A 12,158-nucleotide genomic window follows, 5' to 3' on the forward strand; every position below is an offset into this window, starting at 1 on the left:
TTAATGGTTACTTATATAGGTGACGATTTATTTACCTGGCCGGCCTGTTTAAAATCTTCCTTCCAGTAGTTTTCAATATTTTCTAATGAGCGGCCTTTGGTTTCAGGAATTAATTTCCATGTGAGCCATAAAGCAGGTGAGCAGCATAAGGCAAACAGCCAGAATGTCCATGAGGAGCCGAGGCCCTCAAGCATTAAAGGAGTTAATTGCCCAACCAGGAAGTTTCCAATCCACAAGGACAATGTTGCCAGGGACATGGCCGTACCCCGTACCGAATTTGGAAAAATCTCACTTACAATAACCCAGCAGACCGGGCCAAATGAAAATGCGAAGCAGGCAATAAATGCAAGGATGAAGATGAGTATCCACGGACCTGAAGTGATATCTAATGCAAACAGGATACCTATAATAATCAGAGAGGTTACGGCACCTCCAACACCTACGTAAAGCAGCGGGCGGCGGCCCCAGATATCAATGGTAAAAATGGCTACAAACGTAAACACCACGTTAACCAGCCCAATGGTCACCTGGCCGCCCAAAGCGTTATTAAGTGTAAAACCAGCCTGTTCTAAGATGCGTGGGCCATAGTATATTACCGCATTGATACCGCATACCTGCGATAAGAATGGCAACAATAAGCCTATCCAAAGCGCCTTGCGGTAAATGGGCTTAAATAGCTCCTTTACTGAAGTATCCGCATTCTTGTTTTGCTGTTTAAATGCGGTGATCTCGCCTTCAGCGGCCTCCTCGCCGTCTATTTTGATGAGGATGTGCTTTGCTCTCTGCTCCTCTCCTTTAAGCAGTAGCCATCTCGGCGATTCCGGAACTGCAAACAGCGACAAAAGAAATATCCCTGCCGGTAAAGCGCCCAAGCCCAGCATGGCCCGCCAAACCTCGGCAGAAAAAATAGTTCTCATTTCGCTTCCTGCGTATGTATCGTTAGTATGCGCAGCGAGGTAAGCGTTAGAAAAGTAGGCCAATACAATCCCGATGGTTAAAGCCAGCTGATACAAGGAGACCATCATCCCCCGGTAACGCGACGGCGAAAATTCTGAAATATACAGCGGTGACACCATCGAGGCTACACCTATTCCCAAACCACCTACAAGGCGGAAGATAATCAGTGTTGTAAAAGACGAAGACCACATACAACCTAATGCTGAAGCAAGAAACATAACAGCAGAGATGATCAGTACAAGCTTGCGCCCATATTTGTCGCTCATTTTGCCCGAAAAAGCTACCCCAACAATGCAGCCCAGCAAAGCACAGCTTACAAACCAGCCCTCGCTAACCGCATCAAGTGCAAAATCCCTTTTGACCAAACTTACCGTGCCTGAGATAACCGCTGTATCAAAGCCGAAAAGGAAACCGCCAAGTGCCGCTACTAAACAAATCAGGTATAAATATGTGCTGCCTTTTCTTGCGGCCGTATTGTTGATTGTACTTGCCATATACGTTATTTTAAAAAGGCTTTGATTACTTTGGCACGTCCGGTGCCGTTGTTGGTCAATTTGTATGCAGAGGCTGCTGCAGGTATTACAAATGTTTCTGCATATGCAAATTGCGCTTTGGTTCCGTCTGCAGTTTCCAGCAATACACTTTGCCCCTCAACCAACATTAATACATGACAGGTATTATTGGTAGCAATTTCAATCACGTCATCAAACTCAAGGCGGTGAACATCATAAAAATGGTCGGCGTGGGTTGGCAGGTGTATCAGTTGATAATCTGAAGCTGCTTCTATCACCTGTGGTTTTGAGATCAGTTCACGCTGTACCTTTTCCCCTTTTCGTGTAAAATCAAGGTTATTAAAGGCATGGTCAATATTAATTGGCCGTGGTTTGCCATCAAGATCAAGCCGAACCCAATCGTACATTTTAAAGGTAAAAATGTAAGGCGTAGCACTGATCTCTAAAACAAGATTACCCGCACCTGCACTGTGCACGGTGCCGTTAGGGATAAGAAATAAATCGTGCTTTTCAGCATTATGTACTTGCACATATTGGTCAATCTCTATCGGGCTCCCTGTTTCCTGGCTCCCTTCAAGCGCAGTTTTAAAAGCTGCGGGGTCAATATCGTCCTGAAACCCAAGGTAGACACTTGCATCCCGGTCGCAATCAAGTATGTAGTAGGTTTCATCCTGCGTTATGTTTTCACCAAAGTTCTCTTGTATATACGTTAACTTGGGGTGGCACTGTATAGATAGGTTCCCGCCTTCATAAGTATCCAAAAAATCAAAGCGGATAGGAAACTCATCACCAAAACGCTCCGCATGTTTACCCAAAACATTTTGGTAGTTGCTAAACATCAGCATATCGAATGACACCTCAAGGAGGTTGCTGTCGCTTTCAAATACCAGCCCGTTCTCAGGCACAATCAACTCAAAAGACCACGCAAGGTTCACTACATCTTTGTTCAGGCCGCCAATATGCTTTTTCATCCATTGACCGCCCCACGCTCCGGGCTCAAACCAGGGCCGAACCCTTATCACTGAATGACTGAGTTGTTTAAGCGCTGCTTTAAGGTCCTGCCCGTACATCCAATTAATAGTTTCAGGCCATTGTCCATCGGCTATCACCGCTATACGGTCAAGGATGTTAGTTTTATGCTGATTGAGTAGAACCCAATCCACAAAGTAAAAGCGCTTGTAAATACGGAAAGGCTCTTCCGGCTCGTTTGCACCTAAATTAGTAATGCTTCCGGCACGCATCCTGAATTGGATTTCGTTCTTAGGCACATCAACATAAATAATGGGCGCTTTCCAACCTGCCAGGGCAGCGCCGGTACCCAATACGATATTGATATCATATGCGGCATCCGGCGCTTGCAAACTGATTGCAGGCTCATATAAATCAACTAAATCAAGTTTAGCTTTTGTACCCCAAACCGCTTCTTCCGAGCCAAGGAACGGGTTGACCATGGCATCGATAATGTGCGAGGGCTTTAAATAGTCGGCTGCATATATCCAGTTAACGCTTAAACCTTTTTCGTCAAAACAGTTTTGAAGCGCCTGTTGCAACTTATCCCAAAACACACCGCCAAAACCGTCTATCAAAACATTTTTGTTGTTAATGATGTAAGCCGCCAATGTGTCGAAACCATTGAAAATCTTGCCGCTGCCTAAGTGCTTAACCGGATAAATATCATATCCACTCTTATTTTCAGAAACGCTCAGGTGCGCTGGCATCAAATATTGCTGTGTCTTCCTTAGTTCAGGATATGTAAATGCTTTCTTTTCGGCTTCAATGGGAGCAGTAATCATAAATTTTGTTGTAATGTATATACATAATTAAACAAAGACAAAGCTTGCCACTTGAATATGTATGTAAAATCTGAAATTTTTTATGGTTTATAATGTACAAACATATAAACAAAATTAATGCTTGCAAATTTTTTCAGGAAAAAAATTAAGTTGCACCTCAGTTATTTATAGTAGCTGATGTGTGTACTTAATACAATATGTACATACATTCACATAGCCTTATTTATGCTCTTATGACTGGCCTTACATGATATGAACTGCTTCATTGACCATACAAGCCCTATTTACTTCGAACATACAGGCTAAAGATCTATTGCGAAGGCTTATTAAATCGGAAAAAGTTTTAAAATGACAAAGCTTTACCTAATTGGAGTACTTGAATATCTTATTATATATAACAGCAAAGCACAGGAAGCCCCTATTGACTACCCCGTGCTTTCTGACAACGACTAATTATTGCTGTTATTTAAGCGTCACCTTAATAATATTTGGTACGCTGGGCAATGTGGTAAATGCATTTGGATTAGGGACCGCAGTTATTGGCTGGCTCTCTTTAAGGGGTGTTCCGGCAAGATTGAACTGGGTAATGCCGGCGCCAGGGAACTGGTTGATAGCACTGCCGTCGTCATACAACTGTATACTGCCTGAAATGTCTCCTTTTTGCGTGGCATCAACACCATCTCCTGTAGTTGCAAAGAACCAATCGTTTGAAAAGCCATACATCGTTGCTATGGCAATACGGTCGCCCTGGCTAATGGAAAGTTGCTGCGAAACAACGCCACCAGGCTGGTTGCCAATTACCGGTAACAGTATTTTTGTATTGGGTGCAGGTAGCACATAAACTGCTTTAATACCAGGCTTACCTTTAAGGTAGGCAGCCAGTGTATCGGCATTGCCTTTTTGAGCCAGTGGTGTAAGTCCCTGTCCGCGGTCTGCCTCACTTGTTTTATAAATGGGATTTTCTATACCATTATAAATAACAACCAGTACCGGCGATAAAGGTGTAAAAATACCGGTTATGCCTTTAATGTAACCTGACAAAGGTGCGTTGTCTCCCGCTTCTGCAATATTGGTTAACCCGTTTGCAGTAGGCTGGCCGGCCGTGTATAGCGGATTGGGGCTTTGTAAGTTGCCCCCTACGATGTAGGACACTGCCCATACACCCGGGCTAAGCGGCGTTTCATTCGCGGTTCCGCCGGAAGTATTTTGCAGGGTAAGAGTAAACACGGAATTTCCGTTGTATTTCAATGTTGCCTTGACAAGTTTGGAGGCTGCCAAATAGCTGTTGCCTTGTGCATCAGTACCGTTTACCTCAGTGATATTTTTAACATCCACAGCACCCGGATGAGTGACATTAGCACCTGGCTTTTGATTAATGCGTGTACCGTTATCCCAAAGTTTGATCTGTGATGAAACATCGCCTTCTATGGGGTTTCCGCTACTGTCATAAACCTGTATACCTGGATTTGCAGGGGCGAAAAACAGATCGTTAGACCAGCCGTACATGGTTGCAAAGCTGATAGCCTCACCTTTAGCAGCCGAAAACTGAATAGAGGTTGACTGCCCCGGCAGAATAAGGGCTGGTGAACCCGAGCCCTGAAAAGTGCCCGATTCTACTAAGGGTTGAGATTTGAGCACGTTTTCGACGGTAATTGTAGATTGCTGGGTAAGTACGCCGGATTGACCCTGGTTGTCTTTTTTACAAGCAGTAATAATTAGAGGTAATATTGCCACTAATAACCTTGTATTGATTTTCTGAATAAAGTTCATATTACTTTTTTAAGCGCTTTGTCGAGGTTGTTCAGCCTTTCTTACAACCGCCTTGTAATATCAATGTCATAAACGCTTGGGGCGGATCTGCTAAAAAATGAAATCAGGTTGATATGGTCATTTGCAAGGTAGCAAAGATCAAATTAAGCTTGCTGCTTATTATTGCACTTCCCATACAGATACTTACAGGGCTATTGTGAATCTGCCAACCGATTGATGATTACAGTTAGCAAATAATATGACTATTTCCTAAAAGCTTTGTGTTCAGAACCATTGTAACCTTTGGCTTGAAAAACCGTCTTAGTAAGCAGCAAACTTATTATGATCGAAATATTTCAGAACATCCGGGAGATTTATGACTTTACCGCCCCATGCGGTGAGTTGCTGCCATTCGTGGAATTTTTTTCGGAATCTTCGGCAGAAAAATGTGGACGGTATTTTAGCCGGGGGCATGAAAGTGTAACGATGTTTGAAAGCTGGACACCTACTTTTTATATCAACCTGACTGGCGGCTATATGATCGATGTAGGTAATAAGCGGTTTGTGGTTGACAACGAACAGGACATCCTGATTCTGCGGAACGGTACAGTGACCCGGCATAACCAACCGGGCGACCAGATATTTACCGTAAAGTTCTATCCCGGAGGACTGGAAAGGGTGCTGGGCCTCAATCAAGTATCGATGACAGACCGGGTAATTAGCCTTAATCAAATTTTACCCCAGGATTTGCTCAGGCAAATCAAACGGGCAGCTTCATTTGACGAACGTGTTACCGCGATTGAAGTTTTTCTGCTGCGCTCGATGAAGCAAACTAAAACTGACCATTATTCAAGCATTGTCAATAAGGCAATTGGTGAGTACACAGCTTCAGGTATGCAACTGAACACCTCTGAGATCGCAGAACGTCTATTTATTACATCTAAAAGTATAAGCCGTTATTTCAACCGCGTGGTAGGTGTTGCACCCAAAAGCTACTTTTCCACACTGCGGGCAAGAACCGCACTTACCGCCATGGTTGCCGATAGGGATAACTTTAAGCCCTGGACCTATGGCTACTATGACCCGGCCCATTTTTATAAGGACGTATTTAGGTTTACCGGTCGCAAGATTAGCCAGGTTTACTAATTAATTATCAATTGTCCGATTTTTACTTTAGGCTATCGTGCTGTCCGGATTATTTTGCAGCCATGAAACGCATCACTTTTTTTAATCTATACTTATATCCTTTTATAGCTACATTGCTAAGTCTGGCAGCAAAACCGTCATTTGCCCAGAAATATCCGGTCAGCATCGAGCCCTATCCCAAATTGGTTAAGGCCGATCCAAGGTTGATCCTTAAAACAGGTTACCTGGTAGTGCCCGAAAACCGGAAGAAGCCTAATGGACGTACAGTGAAGCTGCCTTTTTTCTTTGTGCGGCGTCCCGATCAGGATACACACAAAAATGTATCACTTTACATGACCGGCGGGCCGGGTTATAGTACCACTGCAGGGATTGACAGTATTAGTTATAATTCTGGTTTTTTGCGGTACGGTGGCTTTATTGCTTTTGACCAGCGGGGAACAAAGCGGGCCATACCAAATCTGGAAGCGGATGCAGTGTATGATGCCATTAAACAGAGTTACCGTGAAGGCCGGAACAAAGATAGCCTGGTGATGATGGCCGTAAAGCGGTCGCGTGAACGGCTCGTTATGCAGGGTGTTGATCTGTCCGCCTATAACACGGCAGAAACCGTTGAGGATATCAACGATCTACGGCTGACGCTTGGTCTCGATTCGTTGAATTTAGTGGGCATCTCATACAGCGGCGGCTTGATGTTGTCGGTAGCGCAGGTACATCCGGAAGCAGTACGCCTGCTCCTGCTCAACTCCCCGCTGCCTGCGTTTGTTACCTATGAGGAAAGTGCACTTAACAACATCAACGAGGCGCTGGACCAGGTCTTTGCCAATTGCGATGCAGACTCATCAGCAGCCTATAAGGGCCTGAAATTTCGGTTTCGCCGGTATTTTCAGGAACTGGACAATAAAAGATTTGCAATCCGTTATCTGGAGAAAAAGGGCATTGATAGCATAACCGTCCGTTACGGCAAGCAGGAATTACTTGATGCCATCATTAACCGCCTGAATACCGCGCAGGTAAAATCGGTACCATATGTTATCTCAGAGATTATTAACGGGCGTGCAGCGCCTTTCGTTCGCGAGATTCTGGACGGCTATTTTGCAGGTAACCCATCAGTTAGCCTGGCAATGCGCTTTTCCGTCTATTGCAGCGGGCAGATCGCTTTTGCGAGTAAATCGATTGAGATACGTCAAGAAAAACGTTTCCCCTGGTTAGCGGGCTATCGATTCAACAACGTAGATCAACCTATTTGTGACTGCTGGAAGGTAAAGCCTGTAGCCAAATCAATAAGGACACCAGTACATTCATTAATTCCTGCACTTATATCGGCAGGTGACGCTGACCCCTGGTGCCGTCCGTCCTTTAACCGGCTGATTAAGCGCGGCCTGCCCCATGCGCAACTACTGATCCTTCACGATAAAGGACATGGTGCTGGGTATTCAGCGGCTGGCGTAAATTATTCGGATGAATTCATGAAAGCTCCATTAAAACCTTTGAAGGTAACTCATACTGGCGCAGTTGTTGAATGATGTTGATGATAACACCGCGTCGTTTAAGGAACTTGATCATCAGCAACATCGTCACAATCAGCATGTCGCGTTCATCCTTAAATTATCGTGCTTTGTACTTTAACTTTTAAAGCTTAAAGTTGTCGCTATATCGTTTAACGCCTGCCATTAGCGCTCTTGCCTGATTTTTTCACGGTGATTTACACCCCAGCCTATCAGGGCATAGACAACCTCCTTTAAAGTTTGACTATAGGCCGTAAGTTCATACTCTACCAATACCGGCATTTGCTCGCTATGTACCTTGCGTTTAACGAAACCATTTAATTCCAATTCCTTTAATTCTTTAGCCAATACCTTTCCTGATAAGCCGGGTATGGTTCGCCTAAGATCATTGAAGCGCTTATGCCCTTGAGAAAGGGCAATGATCACGCTCAGTTTCCATTTACCGCCAATGGCATATAATGAATCGCCTACGGCCTGTAATTTTTCTGCGCAGCTTAATTTGCTTAACTCACTTTGTTCCATATAAATAACCTCAAAGTAACCAGTTACCTTTGGTAAACTGGTAGCCCAAGGTAACCAAAGGTAGATATCTTTGCTTAAAAATTCAGGCGAAATGATCATATTATCTGTGGCCGCTGGTGTGCTATTCACTGGGATAGCATTATACTTTTATTGGCTTTATGCGCCCATACCTCCGGAACCTGCCTTAGCTTCCAAGATCTCCAGGGAGCGGATAACGGTTGGTGGTCATGAACGTACTTACTGGCGATATGTTCCACCGCGGTCAAGCCATGAGGACAAAATGCCGCTGCTGATTGTGTTACACGGCTCAGGTATTGACGGCGCCCGGATGCGGGCATGGACCGGATTTGAATTTGATATACTGGCCGACCGCTATGGCTTTGCGGTGGCCTACCCGGATGGTTACGAAAAAAACTGGAACGACATCCGGAAAAGCGCTCCCTTTAAAGCAAAGGAAAAAAATATAGATGATATAGGGTTTATCAAAGCACTCATTGAACGGTATCAATCGGTTGATAACATAAATATTAAGCGGGTGCATGTTTTCGGTTATTCAAACGGTGGCAACATGGCTTTCCGGCTCGCCTTACAGGAACCAGGTCTGCTGGCGGCAATAGCTACTGTTGCCGCCAGCCTGCCTACTCAGGATAACCGACTGGCAGAGCCAAATGGCTTTCCGCTGCCGATCATGATGGTAAACGGCACTAAAGATCCGATCATTCCCTATGATGGCGGCAAAGTAAACTTCTTTGGCAAAAAAATGGGGAATGTAGTGAGTGCTTTGTCTACAATAAAAACATTTATCCGCGCCAGGCCAAATGTTAGCGAGGAAACGGAACCGTTGCCACATTTAAACACGGGTGGAGGCACATCTGTAGAAAGACTTGTATGGCATGAAGGAGGGCGGGTATTAGCGGTACTTTATACCGTGCACGGCGGAGGGCATGTAATACCGCAACCTGTCGCGAGGTTTCCGCGGCTAATGGGCAAAGTTGCCGGCGAACTGGATGCTCCGGGGGAAGCGGTCGCCTTTTTCGGCCTCAATAAGTAAAATGAACACAAACAACCTTGATCGGGATACTTTTGCCTGCTGAGGGTTTAAGAGTTTTGCATAAACAAATCATTAAACTTATGAATGAGATAAAAGGACCTAAAGTATGGTTGATCACCGGAGCCTCTAAAGGCATGGGGTTGACACTGACCAACCTACTGCTTTCACTGGGACATAAGGTAGTTGCTACGAGCCGTGACACTGCCAGCTTACAAAGCAGTGTTACTGTTAACAAGGAAAATTTGTATCCCCTACAAGTGGATGTAACTTCTGACAAGGTGGTAAAAGAAGCCATAGCAAGTGCAGTTGCGCACTTTGGCCGCATAGATGTTGTAGTAAATAATGCGGGGTATTCCCTAGTTGGTAGTATGGAGGAAATGACGGACGAAGAGTTTCGCAGCACTATGGATGTCAACCTGTTCGGTACGGTAAACGTTATTCGTAACATCATGCCTTACTTTCGTAAACAGGGATCCGGTCATATAATCAACATCTCTTCCAACGCGGGTTATATTGGATTTGCCAATGCGGCCAGTTATAATGCGGCAAAATTTGGCATGATCGGTATCACGGAAGCCCTGGCACAGGAAGTTGAACGTTTCGGGATAAAGGTAACCGTTGTTGCCCCGGGCCAGTTCCGTACCGAGTTTATGAATTCGATTCAATATGTAAAGAACCGGATCGATGTTTATGGAGTGAATGAAGCAGAAAAGATGTGGTCTGAATTTAGCGGCACCCAGCCTGGCGACCCGGCTAAATTGGCGCAGGTGTTGGTAGATATAGCAGCAATGGATAAGCCGCCGCTACACCTTTTACTCGGCCCGGACACCTACGAACTGGTCACCAATAAAAGGAAAGCTGAGGATGCTGAGTTTGAAAAATGGCGTGATATCACTTTATCTACTAATTTTGACTAAATAGTCAATTAGTTAAACACACCGGCAAATGAAGGTATATCCAATAAATTCTATACGTCACTTGCATGAGTTGCTGGCCCTGCCAAAACCCAAGCACCCTTTGATCAGTGTGATCGACTTTGCAAAGATTACCTGTTTTACCGATCAAGCCCTCGAATCAGTTACCTATGGTTTTTATTGTATAGCGTTAAAGAAAAACTTCAGTGGCGTAATGCGATATGGCCAGCAGCCGCATGATTTTGACGATGGCACGATGACCTTCTTTGCACCCAACCAGGTAGTTACTACTCAGGTTCAGGATACCTGTTCGCTCGAAGGTGATTGGCTGGTGGTGCACGCCGGCTTTTTGCAGGGCTTTTCCCTGGCCAGGAATATTCGCCAGTTTGGCTTTTTCTCTTATGCCGTAAATGAAGCGCTGCATCTTTCTGAAGATGAGGAACGGATGATCCGTTCACTGATGGCCGATATTGCCCGGGAAAGCAGGCAAACGCCGGACAAATTTTCGCAGACGATCATTATCAAGCAGATCGAACTGCTCTTGAGTTACTGCGACAGGTATTACCAACGGCAGTTCCTGACCCGAAAACAAGCCGGCAATGATCACCTGTTGGCCTTTGAGCATTTATTGGACGAGTATTTTAACAGCCAGGAGAGCGAAGGCAACCAACTTCCCGGCGTTGCCTACTTCGCCGATAAACTTAACCTATCGCCCAACTATCTAAGCGATATGCTGCGCAGCAACACCGGTCTTAGCGCGCAACAACATATTCAGCAGAAGCTGATCGATAAGGCAAAGGCATTATTAACTTCAACGGAACTCTCTGTCAGCGAGATCGCCTATCGTTTAGGTTTTGAATACCCGCAGTCCTTTAGCAAGTTGTTTAAAAATAAAACGGGCCAGACGCCCAAAGCTTTTCGGACCTTGTATAACTGACCCGCTTAAATGGGGTGTGATCTTTTTAAACGGTTATTGTTACCGTTATAGCACTATGCGTTTACAGTTAAAGAATAGCATATGAAGCATTTAATTATCTATCAGGCGAAAGCTTTATCATTCAAAATCCAGGCTTAGCGCAACGGCTTTGACACTTATGCCTGACCGACGAGAAACCGGTAAAGACTATTCCTTATAACAGGTCCATATCCCGGGCCACGTAATAGCTGGGCACCAGCGGACGAAAGCCGGTCCAGCCGCGCAGTTTGGAACTATCCAGCACACCTTCAAACGGATCGCTCAGCGGGCCCGATTCAGTGTCGAAAGTTTCCGCTGCTTTTCCAACCGAATCAGCCAGCTCGTACAGGCTGATTGGCGCATCATCCGCAACATTGAATATCTCGCCGTTCAGCCCGTCGTGCTGTAGCAGCATCAGCAGTGCCTGAGCAACATCCAGGTGGTGCACCATGTGCATGCGGTAACCGGGATGGCGTTTCCATTGTTTCAGGATGGGCATAATCTCTTCAATATGCGGGTCTCGGTCGCCATATACAAAACCCAGGCGTAGCACGCGCACATCCGGGTGGAGCTGCAGCAATTCCTGTTCGGCAGCTATCTTACTGGCCGCATAGGGCCTCGGATCGTTAATGTCCACAGGGTCTGTCTCTTTGGACGGATGGCCGTAGCCGGTATGATAAACATTGCTGGTGCTGGTAAAAACAAAGCGTTTTACGCCGGCGGCCAGCGCGGCTTTTGCCAGTTCTACGGTACCCGAATGATTTGTTTTGATGATACCTTGATTATCGGTAAAGGTACGAAACAGGGCCGCCAGATGGATAATCGCATCCATACCCGCTACAGCCGCAGGCAGCGTTTCCGGTTCATAAAGATCGCCAACCACTACCCTGGTGCCTGGCAGCGCTTTGGCCGCATCGCGTACTAAAATAGTGACCTCATAGCCTTTGGCTAAAAGGCGCGGCACTAAACGGCTGCCGACTTTTCCGGTTGCGCCGGTAACTAATATTTTTTTCATAATGCAAAGTTGTACCGAAAGGCACGTGCACACAATCAA

Annotated in this window: 10 protein-coding genes; 5 read left to right on the forward strand and 5 right to left on the reverse strand. The window is 45.5% G+C overall.

Annotated elements, in window-relative coordinates:
• Positions 1-11 precede the first annotated feature (11 nt).
• The 3 genes from ACFQZX_RS12910 to ACFQZX_RS12920 all read right to left on the reverse strand — a co-directional run bounded on the left by ACFQZX_RS12910 (position 12) and on the right by ACFQZX_RS12920 (position 5,032).
• Positions 12-1,451 (reverse strand): sugar porter family MFS transporter, encoded by a 1,440-nt coding sequence (locus ACFQZX_RS12910; RefSeq protein WP_377115948.1) that lies wholly within the window; start codon positions 1,449-1,451, stop codon positions 12-14.
• 5 nt (positions 1,452-1,456) lie between these two features.
• Positions 1,457-3,262 carry a class I mannose-6-phosphate isomerase gene (locus tag ACFQZX_RS12915; RefSeq protein ID WP_377115950.1) on the reverse strand — a complete coding sequence of 602 codons (1,806 nt, stop codon included), beginning with the start codon at positions 3,260-3,262 and terminating at the stop codon, positions 1,457-1,459.
• A 462-nt stretch (positions 3,263-3,724) separates the two neighbouring features.
• A complete protein-coding gene (locus ACFQZX_RS12920) occupies positions 3,725-5,032 on the reverse strand; it encodes a spondin domain-containing protein (RefSeq protein WP_377115952.1) in 1,308 nt (435 codons plus the stop codon).
• A gap of 321 nt (positions 5,033-5,353) precedes the next feature.
• On the opposite strand from ACFQZX_RS12920, the gene ACFQZX_RS12925 reads away from it, so the two are divergent.
• Positions 5,354-6,157 (forward strand): helix-turn-helix domain-containing protein, encoded by an 804-nt coding sequence (locus tag ACFQZX_RS12925; RefSeq protein ID WP_377115954.1) that lies wholly within the window; start codon positions 5,354-5,356, stop codon positions 6,155-6,157.
• A 62-nt stretch (positions 6,158-6,219) separates the two neighbouring features.
• Complete coding sequence (locus ACFQZX_RS12930; protein WP_377115956.1) at positions 6,220-7,680, forward strand: alpha/beta fold hydrolase; 1,461 nt, start codon at positions 6,220-6,222, stop codon at positions 7,678-7,680.
• Between the two features lie 147 nt (positions 7,681-7,827).
• On the opposite strand, the gene ACFQZX_RS12935 is transcribed toward ACFQZX_RS12930, so the two are convergent.
• On the reverse strand, positions 7,828-8,283 hold the full coding sequence (locus tag ACFQZX_RS12935) for a winged helix-turn-helix transcriptional regulator (RefSeq protein WP_377115958.1): 456 nt from the start codon (positions 8,281-8,283) through the stop codon (positions 7,828-7,830).
• Here ACFQZX_RS12935 and ACFQZX_RS12940 point away from each other — a divergent pair.
• The 3 genes from ACFQZX_RS12940 to ACFQZX_RS12950 all read left to right on the forward strand — a co-directional run bounded on the left by ACFQZX_RS12940 (position 8,276) and on the right by ACFQZX_RS12950 (position 11,086).
• Positions 8,276-9,235 (forward strand): alpha/beta hydrolase family esterase, encoded by a 960-nt coding sequence (locus ACFQZX_RS12940; protein WP_377115960.1) that lies wholly within the window; start codon positions 8,276-8,278, stop codon positions 9,233-9,235. The genes ACFQZX_RS12935 and ACFQZX_RS12940 overlap by 8 nt on opposite strands.
• Positions 9,236-9,315: 80 nt before the next feature.
• Entirely contained in the window at positions 9,316-10,152 is an 837-nt protein-coding gene (locus ACFQZX_RS12945) for an SDR family NAD(P)-dependent oxidoreductase (protein WP_377115962.1), read from the forward strand.
• Positions 10,153-10,180: 28 nt separating this feature from the next.
• Positions 10,181-11,086 (forward strand): helix-turn-helix domain-containing protein, encoded by a 906-nt coding sequence (locus ACFQZX_RS12950; RefSeq protein ID WP_377115964.1) that lies wholly within the window; start codon positions 10,181-10,183, stop codon positions 11,084-11,086.
• Between the two features lie 193 nt (positions 11,087-11,279).
• Here ACFQZX_RS12950 and ACFQZX_RS12955 read toward each other — a convergent pair whose 3' ends face one another.
• A complete protein-coding gene (locus tag ACFQZX_RS12955; RefSeq protein ID WP_377115966.1) occupies positions 11,280-12,119 on the reverse strand; it encodes an NAD-dependent epimerase/dehydratase family protein in 840 nt (279 codons plus the stop codon).
• Positions 12,120-12,158 lie beyond the last annotated feature (39 nt).

This window comes from Mucilaginibacter litoreus, assembly GCF_042676805.1.
Classification (GTDB): domain Bacteria; phylum Bacteroidota; class Bacteroidia; order Sphingobacteriales; family Sphingobacteriaceae; genus Mucilaginibacter; species Mucilaginibacter litoreus.

Bases quoted from the DNA above. Each gene is read 5' to 3' on its own strand.
- ACFQZX_RS12940 (WP_377115960.1), top strand. From the start codon at position 8,276: ATGATCATATTATCTGTGGCCGCTGGTGTGCTATTCACTGGGATAGCA.
- ACFQZX_RS12955 (WP_377115966.1), bottom strand. From the start codon at position 12,119: ATGAAAAAAATATTAGTTACCGGCGCAACCGGAAAAGTCGGCAGCCGT.
- ACFQZX_RS12925 (WP_377115954.1), top strand. From the start codon at position 5,354: ATGATCGAAATATTTCAGAACATCCGGGAGATTTATGACTTTACCGCC.
- ACFQZX_RS12915 (WP_377115950.1), bottom strand. From the start codon at position 3,262: ATGATTACTGCTCCCATTGAAGCCGAAAAGAAAGCATTTACATATCCT.
- ACFQZX_RS12920 (WP_377115952.1), bottom strand. From the start codon at position 5,032: ATGAACTTTATTCAGAAAATCAATACAAGGTTATTAGTGGCAATATTA.
- ACFQZX_RS12945 (WP_377115962.1), top strand. From the start codon at position 9,316: ATGAATGAGATAAAAGGACCTAAAGTATGGTTGATCACCGGAGCCTCT.
- ACFQZX_RS12950 (WP_377115964.1), top strand. From the start codon at position 10,181: ATGAAGGTATATCCAATAAATTCTATACGTCACTTGCATGAGTTGCTG.
- ACFQZX_RS12935 (WP_377115958.1), bottom strand. From the start codon at position 8,283: ATGATCATTTCGCCTGAATTTTTAAGCAAAGATATCTACCTTTGGTTA.
- ACFQZX_RS12910 (WP_377115948.1), bottom strand. From the start codon at position 1,451: ATGGCAAGTACAATCAACAATACGGCCGCAAGAAAAGGCAGCACATAT.
- ACFQZX_RS12930 (WP_377115956.1), top strand. From the start codon at position 6,220: ATGAAACGCATCACTTTTTTTAATCTATACTTATATCCTTTTATAGCT.